Annotated in this window: 16 protein-coding genes; 10 read left to right on the top strand and 6 right to left on the bottom strand. The window is 65.6% G+C overall.

All coding sequences use genetic code 11. The features are described 5' to 3' along the window. Window positions 1-16: 16 nt before the first annotated feature. Both CSW57_RS16180 and eltD read right to left on the bottom strand, forming a co-directional pair. A complete protein-coding gene (locus CSW57_RS16180) occupies window positions 17-1,438 on the bottom strand; it encodes an ABC transporter substrate-binding protein (protein WP_099383724.1) in 1,422 nt (473 codons plus the stop codon). Between the two features lie 15 nt (window positions 1,439-1,453). Beyond that, window positions 1,454-2,542 carry an erythritol/L-threitol dehyrogenase gene (gene eltD / locus CSW57_RS16175; RefSeq protein WP_099383723.1) on the bottom strand — a complete coding sequence of 363 codons (1,089 nt, stop codon included), beginning with the start codon at window positions 2,540-2,542 and terminating at the stop codon, window positions 1,454-1,456. Window positions 2,543-2,712: 170 nt separating this feature from the next. Here eltD and CSW57_RS16170 point away from each other — a divergent pair, with 170 nt between their 5' ends. Further along, window positions 2,713-3,726, top strand: a complete 1,014-nt coding sequence (locus CSW57_RS16170) for a sugar-binding transcriptional regulator (RefSeq protein WP_031333076.1) — start codon at window positions 2,713-2,715, stop codon at window positions 3,724-3,726. Continuing rightward, window positions 3,723-4,508 (top strand): SDR family NAD(P)-dependent oxidoreductase, encoded by a 786-nt coding sequence (locus CSW57_RS16165; RefSeq protein WP_099383722.1) that lies wholly within the window; start codon window positions 3,723-3,725, stop codon window positions 4,506-4,508. Before CSW57_RS16170 ends, CSW57_RS16165 begins: the two co-directional genes overlap by 4 nt. 53 nt (window positions 4,509-4,561) lie before the next feature. Here the strand turns inward: CSW57_RS16165 and CSW57_RS16160 are convergent, their stop codons facing one another. Both CSW57_RS16160 and CSW57_RS16155 read right to left on the bottom strand, forming a co-directional pair. Further along, window positions 4,562-6,046, bottom strand: coding sequence for an FGGY-family carbohydrate kinase (locus CSW57_RS16160; RefSeq protein ID WP_099383721.1), 1,485 nt, complete (start codon window positions 6,044-6,046; stop codon window positions 4,562-4,564). A gap of 79 nt (window positions 6,047-6,125) precedes the next feature. Further along, window positions 6,126-6,959 carry a helix-turn-helix transcriptional regulator gene (locus tag CSW57_RS16155; RefSeq protein ID WP_223249302.1) on the bottom strand — a complete coding sequence of 278 codons (834 nt, stop codon included), beginning with the start codon at window positions 6,957-6,959 and terminating at the stop codon, window positions 6,126-6,128. Between the two features lie 142 nt (window positions 6,960-7,101). On the opposite strand from CSW57_RS16155, the gene CSW57_RS16150 reads away from it, so the two are divergent. Then, window positions 7,102-8,040: an SDR family oxidoreductase gene (locus tag CSW57_RS16150; protein WP_099383719.1), complete on the top strand. Its 939-nt coding sequence runs from the start codon at window positions 7,102-7,104 to the stop codon at window positions 8,038-8,040. Window positions 8,041-8,097: 57 nt separating this feature from the next. Here the strand turns inward: CSW57_RS16150 and CSW57_RS16145 are convergent, their stop codons facing one another. Beyond that, the gene (locus tag CSW57_RS16145; protein WP_442316349.1) at window positions 8,098-9,606 is read right to left on the bottom strand and encodes a PucR family transcriptional regulator; all 1,509 of its coding nucleotides are present in this window, start codon (window positions 9,604-9,606) and stop codon (window positions 8,098-8,100) included. Window positions 9,607-9,846: 240 nt separating this feature from the next. Here CSW57_RS16145 and CSW57_RS16140 point away from each other — a divergent pair, with 240 nt between their 5' ends. The 7 genes from CSW57_RS16140 to CSW57_RS16110 all read left to right on the top strand — a co-directional run bounded on the left by CSW57_RS16140 (window position 9,847) and on the right by CSW57_RS16110 (window position 19,685). Further along, a complete protein-coding gene (locus CSW57_RS16140) occupies window positions 9,847-11,244 on the top strand; it encodes an aminobutyraldehyde dehydrogenase (RefSeq protein ID WP_099383718.1) in 1,398 nt (465 codons plus the stop codon). 2 nt (window positions 11,245-11,246) lie between these two features. Next, window positions 11,247-12,626 (top strand): 4-aminobutyrate--2-oxoglutarate transaminase, encoded by a 1,380-nt coding sequence (gene gabT / locus CSW57_RS16135; RefSeq protein ID WP_099384530.1) that lies wholly within the window; start codon window positions 11,247-11,249, stop codon window positions 12,624-12,626. Beyond that, window positions 12,608-14,602 (top strand): primary-amine oxidase, encoded by a 1,995-nt coding sequence (locus CSW57_RS16130; RefSeq protein ID WP_099383717.1) that lies wholly within the window; start codon window positions 12,608-12,610, stop codon window positions 14,600-14,602. The genes gabT and CSW57_RS16130 overlap by 19 nt, the downstream gene beginning before the upstream one ends. Continuing rightward, the gene (locus tag CSW57_RS16125) at window positions 14,595-16,097 is read left to right on the top strand and encodes an NAD-dependent succinate-semialdehyde dehydrogenase (RefSeq protein WP_099383716.1); all 1,503 of its coding nucleotides are present in this window, start codon (window positions 14,595-14,597) and stop codon (window positions 16,095-16,097) included. Before CSW57_RS16130 ends, CSW57_RS16125 begins: the two co-directional genes overlap by 8 nt. A gap of 58 nt (window positions 16,098-16,155) precedes the next feature. Beyond that, entirely contained in the window at window positions 16,156-17,142 is a 987-nt protein-coding gene (locus CSW57_RS16120; protein ID WP_099383715.1) for a nitrilase-related carbon-nitrogen hydrolase, read from the top strand. Next, a complete protein-coding gene (locus tag CSW57_RS16115; RefSeq protein ID WP_099383714.1) occupies window positions 17,142-18,161 on the top strand; it encodes an agmatine deiminase family protein in 1,020 nt (339 codons plus the stop codon). Before CSW57_RS16120 ends, CSW57_RS16115 begins: the two co-directional genes overlap by 1 nt. A 114-nt stretch (window positions 18,162-18,275) precedes the next feature. Then, window positions 18,276-19,685: a purine-cytosine permease family protein gene (locus CSW57_RS16110; RefSeq protein WP_099383713.1), complete on the top strand. Its 1,410-nt coding sequence runs from the start codon at window positions 18,276-18,278 to the stop codon at window positions 19,683-19,685. Here the strand turns inward: CSW57_RS16110 and CSW57_RS16105 are convergent. Beyond that, window positions 19,673-21,208: a PucR family transcriptional regulator gene (locus CSW57_RS16105; protein ID WP_099384529.1), complete on the bottom strand. Its 1,536-nt coding sequence runs from the start codon at window positions 21,206-21,208 to the stop codon at window positions 19,673-19,675. The genes CSW57_RS16110 and CSW57_RS16105 overlap by 13 nt on opposite strands. Between the last annotated feature and the right edge of the window lie 44 nt (window positions 21,209-21,252).

The raw sequence follows: 21,252 nt of genomic DNA, 5'->3' as shown, positions 1-21,252 counted from the left end.
GGTTCTTCTCTCTCCGTTAGAGATTCACTTTGGAGGTGTTGGTCTTGGCCAGACTGTCCAGCCGGGACTGGGCGTCGTCGCCGCCGTAGATGTCCTGCAACGCCACCGCCCAATCCTTGGTCGTGTCGAAGAACTTCTTCTGCGGGGTGAACTGGATCTTCGAGGAGCCGATGACCGTCTCGAAGGTCTCGAGGTAACCCGGCTGATCGGCCGCGATCCGCTTGAACGTGCTGTCGAACACCGACTTACGGACCGGGTCGGCATAGATGCCGCCTTCGACGGCCTTGTTCATCGCCTCTTTGCCGGTGGCCCACTGCATGAACAGCCAGGCGGCGAGCTTGTTCTTGGACAGCGAGTTCATCGCCCACGTCCAGGTCCAGAGGTTGGTGTTGTAGTTGCCGTCCGGTCCCGCGGGTCCGGGGTACCACCCGAGGTTGCCTGCCTGCGCGCTGGCGCCGGGCTTGTTCTTGGGGTACGTGGCGCTGTCGGCGTCGTACACCATCATCGCCTTGCCGTCACCGAGGTCACCGGTGGCGTTGGGGTAGTCGTACGTCGTCCACGACGTGGGTCCGGCCTTGTGCTGCATCTCGATCCACTTGCGCGTGAAGTCGACCGCTTTCGCGGAGTTCATGCGGGCCACCAGTTCGTCTCCGTCGAGCGTGTAGTCGACGGCGCCTTCACGGGCGTATTGACTCATGAAGCCGGGATGGATGGTCGCCCACGACTTCGAGCCGCGGGTCGCGATGCCGTAGCGGTTCTCCGAGCGATCGGTGAGATCGATGGCGAGCTGGATGAAGTCGTCGAAGTTGTCCGGCAGCGCGATCTTCCGGCTGTCGAAGTAGGCCTTGTTGTAGGCCACCACGTTGTTCTCGAACCCCCAGGGGATCGCCCACTGACCGCCGGTGCCGAGCGGGCTGCCCAGCTCGAAGTTCCAGCGGGTCGAGGTGCGCAGGCCTTCGAAGATGTCGTCGAAGTCGTACTCCTGGCTCGTGGCTGCGCTGTTGCCCAGCCACGGGCCCAGGTCCTCGATCCATCCGGGCGGGCCGTATTGCCAGATGAAGTAGGCACCCAGCATGAAGACGTCGTGCTTGCCCGTGCCGCCGGCGAGTTCGGTGTTCAACTTGGTGAAGTAGTCGGCCTCGGGCACGAGATCGACGTTCACCTTGATGCCGGTGAGAGCGCTGAACTCGGACAGCAGCGGCTGGAATGACTGCTGGTAGGGGTGCGGTGTCTGCAGGATGTTGAGCGTGGTGCCTTCGGCTTTCCGCCAGTCGAACGAGCCCGAGACCGCAGCGGCACCGTTCTCCGCATCAACTCGACCACCCACGCCGCAGGCGCCCAGGATCGGTGCTGCGGCAGCGGCCACACCCACCACGCCGAACGCCCGCAGCAGGTTTCGACGGGACATCGGAGCGTTGACCGAAAAGTTCTCATTCATGGATACGTCTTTCGCTCAGGCCGGGATCAAGGAAACCTTGACCGACTCTTTACCGCTGGCCACTAGGTCCAATCCGCGCTGGAACTCGCTCAGCGGCAACTGGTGGGTGCAGATCTCGTCCATCGGGAGAACCCCCGACTCGATCATGCGGATGGCTGCGGGCCAGCAGTACGGACCGAGGTGCGCACCGAGGACGTCGAGCTCTTTGTCGTCGCTGATGATGCTCCAGTCGACGGACACGTCGCTCCCGAAGACGCCGTACTCCACGTACCGGCCCAATTTGCGCAGCAGGTTCAGTCCCTGCGGGACCGCCGACGGGTGCCCCGTGGCTTCCAGGTACACATCGGCACCGTAGCCGTCCGTCAGATCCTTGATCATCGCCACCGCATCCTCGGTCGCGATGTTGATGGTGAGGTCGGCGCCGCACCGCTTCGCGAGTTCGAGCTTTTCCTCGGCCATGTCGAGGGCGATCACGCGAGCGGGATTCTTCGACTTGGCACCTGCGATCATGCCCAGGCCGATCGGTCCGCAGCCGGCGACGACGACGGTGTCCTCGAAGGTGATCTGTGCGCGCTCGACGGCGTGGAGTGAGCACGACAGAGGCTCGGCGAATGCAGCGTGGTGCGCAGGGATGTCCTTGGAGACCTTGTGCACCAGCGCTTCTCCGGGATAGACCATGTACTCGGCCATCGCCCCGGGTGTACGGCGCTTGAATCCGTAGAGGTCGTGCGGCGCGCACATGTGGTACCAGCCGCGCTTGCAGTACATGCACTCCCAGCAGGGAACGATCTGCTCGGACACCACCCGGTCGCCCACCGCGATCCCCCACCGCTCGGCGGCGTCGTCGTCGAGTGAGACCACCGTGCCGACGAACTCGTGACCTGGGATCACCTCCGTCTCGGCCCATGCGGGACGATTCTCGTCGCCCCAGAACTTCGCCGCACCGTGGTAGCACTTGAGATCACTCGCGCAGATACCCACTGCTTCGACCTTGATCAACGCCTCACCGGGGCCGGCGACCGGTACCGCGACCTGCTCCAGGCGGTAGTCCTCGGGTCCATGACAGACAACTGCCTGCATCTTCTCGGGTAGTTGCTCACCCATTAGCCAACTCCTCACCGGCCGAGGCCGCGTTCATTTTGCTGTGTTCCGGGTCACGTTAGCGCTTCCTGATACATATGTACAGAACAGATGTTCACGAGTTTTCACCGCATGAACAAATGTGCAGTGCCATAATCGGCGGGATCGCAGTCACCGACGGAGGGGTGTGCCTCATGGCCAACCAGACACGCAGGTCGGCGGCCTCCCCGTCGGCCGATGCGGCGAACGGGTCGGATTCCGGCCACTTCTCCGCCTCGCTGGTCTATGCCGCTGCCCGCCTGTACTACACCGAAGAAGCCACTCAACTCGATGTCGCATCACAGCTCGGCGTCAGCCGCGCAACCGTCAGCCGGCTGCTCGCCGAAGCCCGTCGCCGGGGCATCGTCCGCATCGAAGTGATTGCGCCACAAGACTTCTTCGACGCCGACCTGGAGACCAGCCTGGCGGCAGCACTGCACCTCGACAGGGTCTATCTCAGCAGCCCGCTGCCCCCGCCCACCCCAGCGCGCCCGACCGTGGAGGTCATGGGATCGGTTCTCGCTCCCGCGGTGGCACGCAGCCTCCGTGACGCGAATCTGCTGCCGGGCGACGTACTCCTGGTGTCTTCGGGCCGCACCGTCTACGAAGTGGCCCAGTACGAGATGGCCGAACTGCCCGGCGTACTGGTGGTTCCGACCGTCGGCGGCAACGACCAACCCGAGCCGTGGTACCAGACCAACGAGATCACCCGCCTCGTCGCCGGTAGGATCGGCGGCCGCCCCAACTACCTCTTCGCGCCTGCCCTGCCCGGGCCCGATCTGCATGCCTCGCTGACCGCCGACCCCAGCATCCAGCCGGTCCTACGACTGTGGTCGCAGGCCCGCTGCGCGCTGATGGGCATCGGCGCACCGCCTCTGTTACGTTCTGACATACCGCAATTCGTCCCGACCGGCTCGGCGTCGCTGCGCTCGGCCGTGGGGGACGTGTGCTCGCGCTTCTACGACCGCGACGGCCGGGCCGTCGATTTCCCCGGACGCGAACGGCTCATCGCCATCGAACTGGACCTGCTCAAGCAGGTGCCGATCGGCATCGGTGTGGCGGTCGGCAAAGACAAGGTCGACCCGATCGTCGCCGGGGCAGCCGCGGGCTTCTTCAACCAACTCGTCACCGATCCCGCAACCGCCACAGCAATCATGGAGAGCTTATGACCACCCCGACTGCCGATCCGACCACTCTGCGCCTCGACGGCAAACGCGCGCTGATCACCGGCGCCACCAAAGGAATCGGCGCCGATATCGCGGCCACGCTCGCACGCGCGGGGGCCGACCTCATCCTGAGCGGACGCAACAAGGTCGAGCTGGACGAGGCCGCTGCCACCCTGGGCCGTGAACACGGCACGCGCGTTGCCACAGTGGTCGCCGACCTGGCGGACACCGATGGTCCCGAAGCACTCGCGCGTGCCGCCGCAGATGCGTTCGACGGCTTGGACATCCTGATCAACAACGCCGGGATCTCCTACCCCCATTCGGTTCTCGACCTCGACACCGAGCAGTACGACGCCGTGCTGAACGTCAACCTCCGAGCTCCCGCCCTGCTGGCCGCGCGGGTGGGCTCGATCATGGTCGAGCAGGGCACCGGGGGTTCCATCGTCACGGTCGCCTCGGCTGCCGCCCTGGCACCGCTGCGTGAGCACTACTCGTACTGCGCCTCCAAGGCCGGATTGGTGATGGCCACCAAGGTACTGGCGCTCGAACTGGGCGAGTACGGGATCCGCGCCAATTCGGTGTGCCCCACCGTCGTACTCACCGAGATGGGTCAACGCGTGTGGGGTGAGGAGACCAAAGCTGCGCCGATGCTGGCGCGGATCCCTCTGGGCCGCTTCGCGATTCCCCAGGAAGTGTCGAACACCGTGCTGTGGCTGGCCTCGGACGCGGCATCGATGATCTCCGGCGTGGACCTCCCCGTCGACGGCGGCTACACGATGGGCTGAGCGCTACAAGCCGGCACGACCGGCTCAGCCGCGGTGGACCCGACCACCAGCTCTCAGCGGCCGTCGGTCATGCGCGCCAGATGATGTACCTGATCTGCCGTTGCCGGATACAGTTCGCGCCACGTCTGATACAGGTCGTCGTAGAGTGACGCGACCTTCGGGTCGGGAGTGATCTCCCGGGCGAGCTTGGTCCAATCGGTCTCCGGCGCAACGAGATCAACCGCGATCGCGGCGAGGAGAGCGTCGCCGTAACTCGCGCCGATCGTCTGTTCGGGGACCAGCTGGGTACGGCCGGTGATATCGCTGAGCGCCTGAGCCCACACCGGGCTGCGCAGCCCGCCACCCACCGCGACAGTGCGTTTGGCGGTGTGCGCGTCATCGAACATCTCGAGGATCTGCCGGATACCGAAGGAGATCCCCTCGTACGCCGACCGGAACAGATGTCCACGGTTGTGCCGCAACGTGAGCCCGGCGAACACGCCACGCGCATCGGGATCGAACACCGGAGTACGTTCTCCCGCGAGATACGGCAGCAAGAGCAGCCCCTCGCTCCCCGGCGGCACCGCCATCGCCTCGGACGTCAATTCGTCGAATGAGGCGTTGCCGGTGACCGATTGGAGCCACGAGATCAGCCGACCGGCGGTAGACGTCCCGGCAGCAAGTGCGAGGGTGCGCTCCTGGACGCCGGCCGTGGTCCACAGCGCAGGGTCGCTGTGGAACTCGTCGATGATCTGGATCAGGAACATCGTCGAGCCGTACATCAACATCTGGTCACCCGGCTGACGCACACCCACCGAGAACGCCTCGGCGAAAGCGTCGACCGTTCCCGCGACCACCGGGATGTCCTCCGGCAGTCCGGTTTCCTCCGCGCCGCGACGGTGAACAGTGCCCACCACCTCGCCCGGCCAGCACAAGCGTGGCATCGGAATGTCGACGCAGATCTGCTCAGCCCACTGGCGGTGCCACTCGAAATCCTTTATCGCATAGAGCGGGTCGCACTGGCTGGCCGTGTGGTGATCCATCACGTACTCACCGGTGAGTTTCGCGGCGATGTACGAGTTGGACCCATACCAGCGCGCCGAGCGCGCCCACACCTCAGGTTCGTGATTGCGCACCCACAGCATCTTGGGCCCGACCGCCTGACTGGACAGCAACGTCCCGGCATCGGCGAGGATCTGTTCGGCGCCCAGTTGTTCGGTCAACTCGGCGATCTCCGCGCTGGCCCGGGTGTCGACGCCGTACAGAATGGCCGGGCGGGTGGGCCGGAGATCGGCGTCGCAGAGAACCAGGCACGGGCCGACCCCGCTGACGCAGATGGCGACCACATCACCGTCTGCTGGTTTGGCGGCCATCAGCGCGGAGCTGATCGTGCAGATCTCCTGCCACCACACCCGTTCCGGGTCGACCTCCACCCATCCCGGCCGCGGCATCGACGTCTCGTGGGGGACCGTCTCGGTGGCGAGCACCGTTCCCCCGGCGTCGGCGAGAACCCCTTTGCTGCTTCCGGTGCCCATGTCGATTCCGATGACGAGTTCCACCTGAGTCAGCCTATCGGCCGCACATCATCGTCGTCACCGGGTTGGCGCTTGCTGACAGGGTTCATCCTTACCGGCCGGATCACCGAGTCCCCAAGACTGACAGCAACTTCAACTTCTCGTAACTCTGTGTGCCGGGGACAGCCGTATAGACCAAGAGCACATGCGACTGGGTTGGATCGAGCAGGGTCTGACAGGTCAACTCCAAGTCGCCGAGCTCAGGATGTATGAACTTCTTCACGCCAGGGGGGCGTAGACCGACCTCATGCCTATTCCATACCTGCCGGAACTCGTCGCTTTGCTCGAGCAGCAGATTGGATAAGTGCGCCGCATAGGAATCGGACCCTCTGAGGGTGACTACCCCGCGCAGGCCCGACACCCACAGACGGCTGAGAAATGGGTGTTCCTCGGGTGCGTAGAGCCCGCGGCTGTCGGGATCGGTGAACCAGCGATATCCGATGCTGCGGGCTGGGCCGCTGTAGGCGGTGAGGTCACCGGTGAGCGCCTCGCCGAGCGCGGTCTGCCGCAACGTCTCGCCGAGTTCGGTGACTATCTCGGCAGGAGTGTCGTGCAGGCGGTCGAAGATGCGCTGCAGACCAGGGCTGATGTGCTCACTTCCCGGGCCGCGCGTGGGCGGTTGATGTCCGGCAAGCCGGAACAGATGGTCACGCTCTTCAATAGAGAGATGCAGGCCCTGCGCGATGGCTGCGATCATCTGCTCAGACGGCTGCGGTCCGCTCTGGCGTTCGATACGCGCGTAGTAGTCGGTCGACATGTGGCACAGCGCCGCCACTTCCTCTCGCCGCAATCCGCTGGTGCGCCGGCGCGGACCACGCGGCAGTCCCACATCCTCGGGCTGTAGCGCCTCCCGTCGGCGACGCAAGAAGTCCGCCAGTCCAATCCGATCGATGACCACATCGCCTCCAAGGTTCGCCTTCTTCCTACCGCGCGCAGCACGGTCTATCCACGGCTTCGCGATCAGTGGATAAACGGGCCCTGCCCAAGGCGGCCGGGACGCGCGACTGTGAAGGAACCACCAGAGCCCAGGAGAACAACACATGCCACGCGCAGCTATCGACATCACCATCCCCGACCTGTCCGGCACCCGCGCTGTCGTCACCGGAGCAAGCGACGGCATCGGGCTCGGCATCGCCACCAAACTCGCAGGTGCCGGCGCCGAAGTGTTGCTGCCCGTACGAAATCGAGGCAAAGGCGAGGCCGCGATCGCCTCAATCCTCGAAAAGGCGCCCGCCGCAAACGTGTCGCTACGGGAGCTCGACCTGTCTTCGCTTGCTTCCGTCGAGGCTCTGGGCCAATCCCTACGCGAGGAGGGCCGGCCGATCCATATCCTCATCAACAACGCCGGCATCATGACCCCGCCCGACCGGCAGAGCACCGTCGACGGATTCGAGATCCAGTTCGGCACCAACCATCTCGGCCACTTCCGACTCGTCGCTGAGCTGTTATCGCTCTTGAGCGCGGGCCACGCACGCGTGACGTCGCAAATCAGTGTCGCGGCCAACAGCGGCTTCATCAACTGGGACGATTTGCAGTGGGAACGCTTCTATGACGGCATGAAGGCCTACAGCCAGTCGAAGATCGCGCTCGGCCTGTTCGGCCTCGAACTCGACCGGCGTAGCCAAGCCGGCGGGTGGAACATCACCAGCAACCTGTCCCACCCAGGTATCGCCCCGACGAACCTGCTCGCCGCGCACCCCGAACTCGGCCGCGATAAGCAAACGGTGGGCCGAAGGGTCATCCAGGCACTCTCCGAACGAGGCATCTTGGCCGGGACGGTCGACACAGCCCGGCTACCAGCGCTGTACGCTGCGACCTCTGCCGACGCCGAACCTGGCGGCCTCTACAGTCCGAACGGACTCGCGCACACCAGCGGTGGCCCCGGAAGACAGAAACTCTTCTCACGACTGCGTGATCCCCAGGCGGCCAAACGAATCTGGCAGGTCTCCGAACAGCTCACCAAGCCATTCGCCCAGTAGCGGCGATGGGCTGTGCAGAGCGCGGGGCTCGTGCAGGACTGTACTGAAACGACCGGGTCAGCGGGGGTCGGACAGGAGGATCAGCAGCAGTTCGGCGCGGGTTCGTGCGTCGGTGAGGTCGACGCGCAGAAGTTGCTCGATGCGGTCCACCCGGTGGCGAAGGGTGTGCCGATGCACACCCACCGAGGTGGCGGCGGCTTCCCATTGTCCGTTCGCCAGGAGGTATCCGCGCAGCGTCTCCACCAGGGCGCTGTCGTTGCGTCGGTCGTGATCGAGCAACGGGCCCAGGACCGATTCGTGCGCTCCGCTGAACGCCTGGCGAACCGGCTCGAGCGCCAGCACCGACCCCTGTGCGGCCAGGTCGACCACCTCGCCGTCCCCGGCCACCGCACATCCGAGCCGAGCCTGACGGACCGAGTCGCTGATGTCGTCCACCGAGACCACCGTGCCCAATCCCGCACGGGCCCCTTGCCTGCCCACCATCGCGAGCACCGATTCGGCGAACGAACGTTGGTCCTCCCCGCGAAGGAGCACCACCACCTCCGGACCGCTCTGGTCGACGAACACCGGGCGCCAATGGTTCTGCAATTCCACCGCCACCGCCGTGGCAGCCTGCTGTGCACCTCCCACCCCGGAGTACTGCGCGACGGCGATCCGCACACGCCCGCCCCGGTCGGCTGCGCGCAATACGATGTTGCGCGCTGCCGCGGGCGGCGGGCCCGACATGGCCAGTGTCAACGCGTCGGAGTTCAGCGCCTGCTGGTCGCGCATCACCTGACCGGGTTTGGCGTGTTCGAGACTGAGCAGCGACGTCGCGTGACCCACCAGTACCCGCTCGAGATCACCGAGCGGGGTTCGGCCGATGACCGCAAGGTGCCCGAAGACGTTGCCTGCCACACTGATCCGCTGCACTGTGATCACCCGGTCGCCGGTCAGGGTGACGCCGCTGGCCGCCGCGGGGTCACGTCCCACCTGCGACCGCACCGACTCCAGATCCTCGGTGGACACCGGTTGTGGCCGTGCACTCACCAACTGCTGATCACGGTCGAGCAGCACCACCGTCTGCTCGATGGCATCTGCCAGTTCTCGCACCACCGCCGGCATGCCGCCGGCGATGATCGCGCGGGTGATGCGCGGCTGCGTGTGCGACGCGCGGACGAATTGGTCGAAGCGCTCTGCGGCGATGTGGTCGAGCACCGTGCGCGCGATGGCAGAGAACGGCACGGGCAAGGGGACTTCGAGAAGCGGCAGGCCCACCTGATCGGCGGCCTCCACCAGATCGGCAGGCACGTCGTCGAAGCCGAGGCCGACACCGAAACCGACACCTGCGACTCCCACCCGGTCCAGCAGCCGGACGTACTCGAGGCGCCCGGCCGTGGTGGGAGGCAGGCGCAGACCGGTGGTGAGAAGCAGCTCTCCGCCGGCGAGCCACTCGTGCGGGGCAGGAAGTTCCGAACTCAGCGCGCAGTCGATGTCGCGGTCCTGACCAGCGGCTCCCCCGATCAGCCGCAGATCGAGGTCGCGTTGACCCAGTAGCCAGCGGACAGTGGTGGTCAACCGCTTCACCTTCCTCCTCGGGGCCCAGCCCCTGGCTGCAGACCAGCACAAACACGCCGACCGTTGGACAGAGTGTACCGATGGGAAGCAGACCATGGACATTTTGTCAGGTCCGCAACCACATCGATGCGGCGAACACTGGCAACCATCACCTGCCCCCCATCGATTCCCGAGCCACATCGACCCCCGAGCCACACGACCCGAGTCCGATCCGACCCGAGTCCATCCGACAGAGAGTGACCGCGCGTCATGCCCGAGATCCTGAAGAACTACATCAACGGCGAGTTCGTCGCGTCGTCGTCCACCGAGACGATCGACCTGATCAACCCAACCGACGAATCGGTCGTCGGTACGTCGCCGGTCTCGACCACCGCCGACATCGACGCGGCCATGGCCGCTGCGGCCACCGCCTTCGAGACCTGGGGTAAGACAACCCCGAAGACCAGACAGACCGCTTTGCTGAAGCTGGCGGATGCCATCGAGGCGAACTCCGATGCGCTCGTGGCCGCCCAGGCACGGAACACCGGGCAGCCGGCCGATCAAATCGCCGACGAAGAGGTGACCGTCGGCGCCGACCAGATCCGGTTCTTCGCCGGTGCGGCGCGCCTCCTCGAGGGTAAATCGGCCGGTGAGTACATGGAGGGGTTCACCTCGTACGTGCGGCGTGAACCCATCGGCGTCATCGGTCAGGTGACCCCCTGGAACTACCCCCTGATGATGGCTTTGTGGAAGATCGGACCTGCAATCGCCGCCGGGAACACGGTGGTGCTCAAGCCTTCTGACACCACTCCCGAATCGACGCTTGTCCTGGCCTCGCTGTCCAAGGGCATCCTGCCCGACGGAGTCCTCAACGTGGTGCTCGGCGACGGTGGGACGGGTGCGTCCATCGTCGGACACAAGACCCCGGGCATGGTGTCGATCACCGGGTCGGTCCGGGCCGGCATCGCCGTGGCGGTGTCCGCCGCACAGCAACTCAAGCGCGCACACCTCGAACTGGGCGGCAAGGCCCCCGCCGTAGTGTTCGCCGATGCAGACCTCGACAAGGCCGTCGACGGCATCGGCGAGGCGTCGTTCTTCAATGCCGGCCAGGACTGCACGGCGGTGACCCGTATCCTCGTGCACTCCTCCATCCACGACAAGTTCGTTGCCGCGCTCAGTGAAAAGGCCGACGCGACAACGGTTCCTCCGCTGAACAACATCAACCATTTCACCAAGGTGACGTCGATCCTCGACTCGATCCCCTCGCACGCCACCGTGGTCACCGGCGGAAAGCGCCGCGGTGACAAGGGATTCTTCATCGAGCCCACCGTGATCACCGGAGTCCGCCAGACCGACGCGCTGGTGCAGGAAGAGACGTTCGGCCCCGTGGTGACCGTGCAGACCTTCGAGGACGAAGCCGAGGCCATCGCGCTGTCCAACGACGTGAGCTACGGCCTGGCCTCGAGCGTGTGGACCACCGACCACGGCACCGCCAACCGGATGACCGCAGGTATGGACTTCGGCTGTGTGTGGGTCAACTGCCACATCCCGCTGGTTGCCGAGATGCCACACGGCGGGTTCAAGAACTCCGGCTACGGCAAGGACCTGTCGTCCTACGGGGTCGAGGACTACACCCGCATCAAGCACGTGATGAGTTCGGTGGAATGACCATGACGACAACAGCAGCGGTCTCCTACCGCCTCCCCCAGCAACGCACACTCGTCACGCCAATCCCCGGACCTAAATCCCTTGAACTGCAGGGTCGCCGCGCGATGGCCGTCGCCGGCGGCGTGGGCTCGACAGTGCCGGTGTACGCCGCCGACGCCGACGGCGGCGTGATCGTCGACATCGACGGCAACTCGTTCATCGACTTCGGGTCGGGGATCGCCGTCACGAGCGTGGGCGCCAGCAACGCGGCGGTCGCCGAAGCGGTTGCCGAGCAGGCACGGCATTTCACCCACACGTGCTTCATGGTGACGCCCTACGAGGGATACGTCGCGGTGGCCGAACGACTCAATCACCTGACACCAGGTGACCATCAGAAGCGCACCGTGCTGTTCAACTCCGGCGCCGAGGCGGTGGAGAACGCGATCAAGGTGGCTCGGTTGGCCACCGGACGCGACGCGGTCGTGGCGTTCGACCACGCCTACCACGGCCGAACCAACCTGACGATGGCGCTGACAGCCAAGACCATGCCCTACAAGTATGGTTTCGGACCCTTTGCCCCGGAGGTCTACCGAGTACCCGGGTCCTATCCCTTCCATGACGGACTCGACGGTCCGGAAGCGGCGGCCCGCGCGATCTCGATGATGGACAAGCAGATCGGGGCAGATCAGCTGGCCGCGATCATCATCGAGCCCGTGATGGGCGAAGGCGGCTTCATCGTGCCCGCCCCCGGATTCCTTCCCGCACTGGCAGACTGGGCCGCCTCGAACGGCATTGTGTTCATCGCCGATGAGGTGCAGAGCGGATTCGCCCGCACCGGTGCGTGGTTCGCCAGCGAACACGAGAACGTGGTGCCCGATCTGGTGACGATGGCCAAGGGTATCGCCGGCGGTATGCCGTTGTCCGCAGTCACCGGGCGCGCCGATCTGCTCGACGCAGTGCATGCCGGTGGTCTCGGAGGCACGTACGGCGGTAACCCGGTGGCCTGCGCAGCTGCACTTGCCACCCTCGACGTGATGGCCGAACTCGATCTACCCAGACGGGCAAGGGAGATCGAAGAGATCGCCGTCGGACGACTGCGGGCGATGGCCTCGGTCACCGACGAGATCGGCGACGTCCGGGGACGAGGAGCGATGCTGGCCATCGAACTCGTGCAACCGGGTACGAACACGCCCAATCCGGAGCTGACCAAGGCTCTGGTGGCGGCCTGTCTCGCACACGGTGTGGTGTTGCTCTCCTGCGGTACGTACGGCAACGTCATCCGGCTCCTGCCCCCGCTGGTGATCGGTGACGAACTGCTCAACGACGGGCTCGACGTACTCGAGAACTGCCTGCGCGATTTGACCGGGGTCGACAGGAGCAGCGCGTGTCCACTGATCCGGTAGCCGGCCGAACCGAGGCCACCAGCCATCCCCTCGACCCTTTCAGCGCCGACGAATTCCGTTCGACGGCAGCACTACTCGCACGAGACCACGGCGTCGCCGAGGGCTGGCGGTTCCATTCGATCGAGCTGCTCGAGCCCAGCAAACAAGCTCTGTCGGACCACGCGACGGGAGGCCCGCGGCCCCCTCGCAAGGGAATCGTCACCTGCTCGGACACGACGCGCAACGCCACCTACAAGGCGGTTGTCTCACTGACCGAGGATGCGGTCGAATCCTTCACCCACATCCCCGGCGTACAGGCGAACTTCACCGTCGACGAGTTCGAAGAATGCGACCAGGTGCTGCGGCGCCACCCAGATGTCATCGCTGCCCTGAAGAAGCGCGGGATCACCGACCTCGGGCTGGTGTTCATGGACACCTGGACCTATGGCGACGCCGTGGCCCCGGACAAGTACCGGGACAGGCGGCTCGGGTGGTCGGACACCTGGCTCAGGTCCGAACCGGGAGCCAATCCCTACGCCCACCCGGTCAGCGGACTGCACTGTGTCATCGACCTCAACACGATGGAACTGCTCGAGATCGAGGACAACGGCGGCGTGGATCCGCCGAATGTCATGGGCGAGTACGTGCCCGGCCGGATCCCAGAGCGTATCCGGGCCGAATCCCGCCGACCGCCACTCAAGCCCCTGGAGATCACCCAGCCGGACGGCCCCTCGTTCACCCTCGAGGGCAACAAGCTGACCTGGCAGAACTGGTCGTTGCGCGTCGGATTCAACCACCGCGAGGGCATGACCCTGCACGCCGTCACCTACAACGACGGTGGCCGCGATCGCTCGGTGGCCCATCGGCTGTCGTTTGCCGAGATGATGGTGCCGTACCGAGATCACTGCGAAGACCATTACCGCCGAACAGCATTCGACATCGGCGAGTGGGGCCTTGGCTTCATGACCACCTCGCTGGAACTCGGCTGCGACTGCCTCGGTGAGATCCGTTACCTGGATGCTGTGCTGCACAACAGCAAAGGCGAGCCGTACACGATCACCAATGCGATCTGCATCCACGAAGAGGACAACGCGGTCCTCTGGAAACATGTCGATCACGACGCCGGCGCGGAGGTTCGCCGAATGCGCCGGCTCACGGTGTCGTTCCATGTCACCGTCGCCAACTACGAGTACCTCGTCTACTGGCGCTTCTACCAGGACGGCAACATCGAGTGCGAGGTGCGCGCCACCGGAATCATGGTGACCACCCCGATCGCACCCGGCGCGACGCACCCGCACGGCACCCTGGTGGACGAACGCACGTATGCACCGTTCCATCAGCATTTCCTGGTCGCCCGCCTCGACCTCGACGTGGACGGGACCCAGAACACCGTCTACGCCAGCGAAACCGAGATCGAGCCGATGGGTCCGGCCAATCCCTACGGCCTGTCACTGGTGCAGCGCAACACCCCTTTAAGAACCGAAGAAGAGGGCAAGCAGGACATGAACTGGTCCACCCAGCGAGCGTGGAAGGTGGTGAACACCAACACCACCAACGGACTGGGCACCCATCCTGCCTACAAATTGGTCCCCGGCGACGCCATCCCTGCCATGTTCGACCCGGCCTCACCGGTGTTCGCGCGCGCCGAGGTCATCGGCCATACCGTGTGGGTCACCCCGAACAGTCCCGACGAACGTTGGCCTGCAGGTGAATTCGTGAACCAGTCGGCCACCGACAAGGGGCTGGGCGAATGGACGAAGGCGAACCGCAGCATCGACAACACCGACGTGGTGCTCTGGTACACCTTCGGCATCCACCACATCACCCGGCCCGAGGACTGGCCGATCATGCCCGCCGACACGGTCTCGTTCTGGCTCAAGCCATTCGGCTTCTTCGACCGCAACCCATCCCTGGATGTCGCACCGAGCCCGAGCGCGCATTGTCACCCCACATCATCCACATCGCTCGAATCATCTGGAGGACACTGTCATGACTGATCCTGTTGCCGACTTCCGCGAGCTCCTCGACCAGGTCCCCACGGGTCTGTGGATCGGCGGGGCTTCGGTGGACGCATCCGACGGTTCCACGTTCTCGGTGGACGACCCGGCCACCGGCACGTCCCTGGTCCGCGTGGCCGATGCCACGCCCGACGACGCGAACACCGCCCTCGAGAGCGCGCTCGCAGTGGCGGACGAGTGGGCTGCCACCGCGCCGCGCAAGCGATCGGAGATCCTGCGCGCCACCTACGATTTGGTCCAGGACCACGCCGACGACATGGCGACGATCATGACCCTCGAGATGGGCAAGGCACTGCCCGATTCGAAATCCGAGATCACCTACGGCGGCGAGTTCCTTCGGTGGTTCGCCGAAGAGGCCGTCCGGGTCTCGGGCCGCTTCGCCCCGTCGCCGGGCGGCTCCGGACGGATCATGGTGACCCACGCCCCCGTCGGGGTGGCGCTGGCGATCACACCGTGGAACTTCCCACTTGCCATGGGCACCAGGAAGATCGGTCCGGCGCTGGCCGCGGGCTGCACGATGATCGTCAAGCCCGCCCAGGAGACCCCGCTGACCATGCTGTACCTCGCCAAGCTGCTCGGCGAGGCAGGACTTCCCGGTGGTGTGCTCTCGATTCTCCCGACCAGCAAGGCAGCCGACGTCACCGAGCCGCTGATCGCCGATCCCCGCGTACGCAAGATCAGCTTCACCGGGTCCACCCCGGTCGGCCGGAGCCTGCTCGGACAGGCAGCCGAGAACGTTCAGCGGACGTCGATGGAGCTCGGTGGCAACGCACCCTTCCTCGTGTTCGACGACGCCGATCTGGACAAGGCGGTGGAAGGTGCGTTCGCAGCGAAGACCCGCAACGGTGGCGAAGCCTGCACGGCAGCCAATCGCTTTCTCGTCCAGGAAGGTATCGCCGAACAGTTCACCGCGGCGCTGACGGCGAAGATGGAGGCCATGGTCCTCGGGCCCGGCTACGACCCGAAGACCACCCTGGGCCCGATGGTCAACACCAAACAGCAGACGTCCATCGCGAAGGCTGTCGCGGCCGCGGTCGCGGATGGGGCCCGGGTGCGCCTCGGCGCCGATCCGGAGAACCTGCCGAGCTCCGTCACGCCGGATACGTCGACCGATGACGCGGGGTGCTACTACCCAGCGACGGTTCTCGACCAGGTGCCGGCAGACGCGGACATCGTGCGAAACGAGATCTTCGGTCCCGTCGCCGTCATCAGTACGTTCACCACCGAGGACGACGCCATCGAGGCCGCGAACTCCACCGAATACGGCTTGGCTGCTTACCTTTACACCCAGGACCTGGACCGGGCGCTGAGGGTGGCCGACAAGATCGAGTCGGGGATGGTTGGGATCAACCGAGGCGTGATCTCCGATGTCGCGGCACCTTTCGGCGGCGTGAAGCAATCCGGGATCGGGCGCGAGGGTGGATCAGAGGGCATCTACGAATACCTGACCACGAAGTACATCGCACTGACGTAGTCCGGCAAACACGCAGTGACACACACCGGATCGGCGACGCCGTCCGGGAAAGGACATCATGCAGCTCATCACTGCCCTGACGGCGCCGCCGTCACTGTGCCGGGACACCGACTCAGGGCGTGCACCGATACGGGTGGGTCTGGTGCAGCATCGCTGGCAGCCCGACACCGATGCCCTGCTGGCCGAACTCGCCCAGGGCGTCGAGATGGCCGCCGACACCGGGGCGGGCCTGGTGTGCCTGCCCGAGATCACCCTGCTGCGGTATCCGGCGTTCGTCCGAGGTGGCGCGAACCCGGGCGAGTCCGCCGAGGATCTCGACACCGGGCCCACATTCGCCTTCGTCTCGGCAATGGCGAGACAACACAACATCTTCCTGCACGCGTCGCTGTACGAGAAGAACTCGACGGAGAACGGAACCACCTACGACGACGGCCTCGGGTTCAACACCGCCATCCTGGTCTCACCGACCGGTGAGCTGGTGGCCAAGACACGCAAGATCCACATCCCCATCACGGCCGGCTATTACGAGGACACATACTTCCGGGCAGGACCCGCCGGACCCGACCCGTACCCCGTGCACTCGCCGGCCGGGCTCGACGCCACCCTGGGGATGCCGACCTGCTGGGACGAATGGTTCCCCGAAGCCGCACGCGCGTATTCGCTGGCCGGGGCCGAGATCATCGTCTACCCCACTGCCATCGGCTCCGAGCCCGATTTCCCCGACTTCGACACCCAGCCGCTGTGGCAGCAGGTGATCGTCGGAAACGGGATCGCCAACGGCACCTTCATGGTGGTGCCCAACCGCACCGGGAACGAAGGCGAGATCACCTTCTACGGTTCGTCTTTCATCTCCGACCCGTACGGCCGCATCCTTGTCCAGGCGCCGCGCGACGAACCTGCCGTGCTGGTCGCAGAACTCGACCTCGCCCAGCGCCGGGACTGGCTCACACTGTTCCCGTTCCTGAAAACCCGGCGGCCTGACACCTATGGTCGTCTTGTCGATCCGGTTGCGACGCACGGCCACTTCGGCGCCGGAGACGTGTGATGTCGCAGTGGCGCATGCCCGCCGAAACAGCTCCGCAAGAGAAAGTGTGGATGGCCTTCCCGGCACCCGGCTATTCACTCGGCGACACCGACGCCGCGCGCGATGAAGCCCGCCGGACATGGGCGGCGGTGGCGCACAACATCTGTGAGTTCGAACCGGTCACGATGCTCGTCGACCCGGACGAGTTGCCCGCGGCACGGCGATATCTCTCCCGCGACGTCGAGATCGTCGCGGCTCCGCTCAACGACGCCTGGGCGCGCGACATCGGGCCCACATTCGTGCTCGACGAGGACGGCACCCTCGGAGCCGTCGACTGGGTGTTCAACGGCTGGGGCGCCGCCTCGTGGGCGCGATGGGACAAAGACCAGCACATCGCCGCGCTGATCGCCGAGCTGTCTGGGGCGCAACGCATCGACTCGCCGATGGTCAACGAGGGCGGCGGAATCGCCGTCGACGGTGACGGCACGGTGCTGCTGACCGAATCGGTGCAGTTGGGCGAGGGCCGCAATGCCACGTGGTCTCGTGAAGACGTCGAGGACGAGCTGCGGCGGACGATCGGCGCCGAGAGTGCGATCTGGTTGCCGTACGGCCTCACCCGCGACAACCAGAAGTTCGGCACCCGTGGACACGTCGACATCGTCGCGGCCATCCCGTCGCCAGGTGTGGTGCTGGTGCACGACCAGCAAGACCCCGACCACCCCGATCACGCGGTGAGCGCTCGGATCAGAGAGGTGATCGCTGCGGCAGAACCCGGGTGGCGGATCATCGACGTGCCGGCCCCCACGGTCCTGACCGACGACGAGGGACCGGTGGACTACAGCTACATCAACCACCTCGTCGTCAACAATGCCGTGATCGCGTGCAGCTTCGACGATCCGAATGACGCACGGGCTGCGGCAATCCTGTCCGAGGTGTACCCGGGGCGAGAGATCCGCACGGTCGACGCGCGGCCGTTGTTCGAGCGAGGCGGGGGCATCCACTGCATCACGCAGCATCAACCGGCCGGCCGTCGGATATGAACCACCTGTCACTGAGCCCCGCCCGATGGGCCGACAGTTCGCCCGCCCGGGACACCACGCCAGCGGACGTTCTGTAGGTTGCCGCGGCACCTGCGGGTAGGGGACCGTGACGCAATGACATCGACCACTCCCCGAACAGAGCCCGTCGCCGACGCGGCGCCCAGCTCGTATGGCAGCAAAGTGCTTGCGGTCGAACCAGGCGGCAACGAGTTCATCCCGCTCGAGGCCCGGCACGGCAAACCGCGCAGCATGTTCTGGACGTGGACCGCGCCCAATCTCGAGTTCGCGACGATCTTCGTCGGGGTCTTGTCGGTGCTTTACTTCGGTCTCAGCTTCTGGCAGGCCCTCGCCGCGGTGGCTCTCGGCAACCTCCTCGGCGCCCTCGCTCACTACGCCCTCTCCGCTCGCGGCCCGCTGCACGGAGTGCCGCAGATGGTTCTTGGCCGCCTGGGTTTCGGCTACCGCGGCAACATCGTGCCCGCCGCGTTCATGACCGTCATGTGCGGCGTCGGCTGGTTCGCGACCAACAGCGTCAGCGGAGCGCTGGCCCTCAACACGCTGTTCGGTCTCCCGTCGGTGCTGGCACTCCTGATCGTCGTATTGGCGCAGACAGCTTTTGCGTTCTTCGGACACAACCTCGTCCAAGGGTTCGAACGCATTGCCGCGCCGCTTCTCGCCATCGTGTTCGTGATCGCCGGCGTCATCATCTTCAGCAAGGCCGATCTCGGCGCACCCGCCACCGACGGCGGCGCCGGACTCGGCGGCTTCCTGCTGACCGTGGGTACGGCGTTTGGTTACACCGCCGGATGGACCCCCTACGCGGCCGACTTCACCCGCTACCTTCCCGCGACCGTGTCCCGGTTCAAGACCGGATTCTTCGCCTCGTCAGGGCTGTTCGTGTCCACCACGGCCCTGATGGCCGTCGGCGCCGCGTCGGTGACGATCGGCTCGGATGCGGAGAGCCCCACCGACGCATTCACCGGGCACCTGCCGTCGGTCGTGGCGGATCTGACGTTGCTGGCCATCGCGGTCGGGGCGGTCGCGGCCAACGCGATCAACCTCTATTCCGGCGGAATGGCTTTTGTCACCATGGGATTCAAGATGTCGCTCGGTATTCAGCGGGCGCTCGTCACCGTGGTGTTCGGAGTCGTGGGATTCCTGGTTGCCTGGTGGGCGCTGGCCGACGCCGCCGAGTCCTATGAGACCTTCCTGCTGATCGTCGCCTACTGGATCGGCCCGTGGCTCGGCATCGTGTTCGCCGACCAGATCCTTCGCCGGAACCGTGCCGTGGCCGCGATGCTGTACGACCCGAAGTACACGAACTGGGGCGGACTGTCGGCGTTCCTGATCGCGCTCGTCGCCTCGGTGTTGCTCTTCAGCAACCAGGAACGATATGTCGGTTTTGTCGCCGAGGCCGTCCCCGAATTGGGAGACATCACGTTCTTCGCCGGATTTGTCATCGCGTTCACCGGATACTTCGTGCTGTCGCGCAGCAAGATTCGTCGCGACTATCAGTCCTCCTGACCGGAGGCCGATCGCACCGCACTGCGGTGCGCGCAGAGGGCCAGCAACACCGACGGGTACGTCTCGGGCGCTGCGAAGTCGAATCCAAGCAGCTCCCGGATCCGTTCCAGACGCTGATACAGACTCTGCCTGCCCAAGTGCAGGGCAACAGCGGATCGTGTTGCGCTGCAACCATGTCGAAGATGCACCTCAAGGGTGTGGGTGAGCTCTGACCCGTGGGTCCGATCCCATTCGACCAGCGGCCCGACAGAGGTCACCAGGTCGTCGCGGACCGCGGCGTCGAGAGTCTCCACCGCGAGTTCGGCCGCGAGCGCGCGAACCGAGGAAACCGCATCGGTGTGACGGGCCATCGCCCGACGGGACCCGGATGCGATTGCGAGTGCTCGCCGTACGGTCAGCAAGGCGTCGGACAGGTCACGGGCGTCGACACGCGCAGCATTTCCCACCACAACCGTTGCCTCACCGACGATTCCGGCGAATGCCGCACATACCCGGGTGATCTGGTCGCGGGCTTGATCGGTCATGGCGAACAGCGCGTAGGAGGTCGCATGTACGTCGGCGTGCAGCGACTGCACGGCCAGCTTCTTCGTCACGGTCGCCGTCAGCTGCGCGGCCATCCGGGGCGCCGGGGCAGAGATCGCCACCGGAACGATGCAGACAGCGCCCGCCGGGTCGAAACCTGCTGCCCGAGAACGCATCATGAGGTCAGGACGGCGATCAACCCGTCGATCGAGCAGATCGGACATCAGAGTGGCCGCGGCCCGATGGCGCAGCCCTCCGAGCTCGCGCGACATCGACAGCGCCACACCCAGCGGTCCGGCACCGAGGTCGAGAAGCGACATCATGGTGTCCGCATCGAGCGACGACGGACCCGCGACCAATGTCGCGATGACCTGGCCGCGCGACTGTACCGGCACCGACGCGGACTGCGCGTCCACCACCTGCCACGCCGAATGGTCGTCGTCCACACCCTCGGCGGCCATCAGCGCATTGTTCTTGCCCAACACCACCAGTGGGCAACCGATGGCAGCCGCGATGGCCTTCACGATCGCCGGGGCACCGGCACCGGCCGCCATGAGCGCGTGCAGCGCCGCGTCGAGTTCACCTCGTCGGCGGAGCACTCCTACTTCGCGCGAAACGATGTCGGTGTTGGCGGCACGGCACAGGTCGATGAACGGGATCACGGTGTGCAGCGCGATCAGCGGTAGTTGCACCGACGAGGCCTCGCGGATCATCTCGTCGGGGACCTCGTCGAAGGTTCTGCCCAATTCCACTGCCACACCGGCGACGTCGCGAGTGGCCAGCTCGCGGATGTAGTGGCGACGCGTACCGGCGTCGGTGCCCGCCAGTCCGAGTCCCGTGGTGAGCAGGAGTTCACCACCTGACAGCAGCGGACCGATCTCGAAGATCTCACTGGAATGCACCCAGCGGACTTCGTTGCCGAGCCGTCCGTGCCCGCTGAGCACCTGCGGATCTGTTGCCGCCAGGTGTCGGTCGAGGACCTCGTGTAACGCCAGAACCATTGTCGCTCGCCTCTCGTCACCGACGAATTGCACGCCGGTAGCCC

The organism is Williamsia muralis (assembly GCF_002735905.1).
Classification (GTDB): domain Bacteria; phylum Actinomycetota; class Actinomycetes; order Mycobacteriales; family Mycobacteriaceae; genus Williamsia; species Williamsia muralis_A.
The sequence above is the reverse complement of the archived record's forward strand: the minus strand, read 5'-3'. Positions and strand labels throughout refer to the sequence as shown.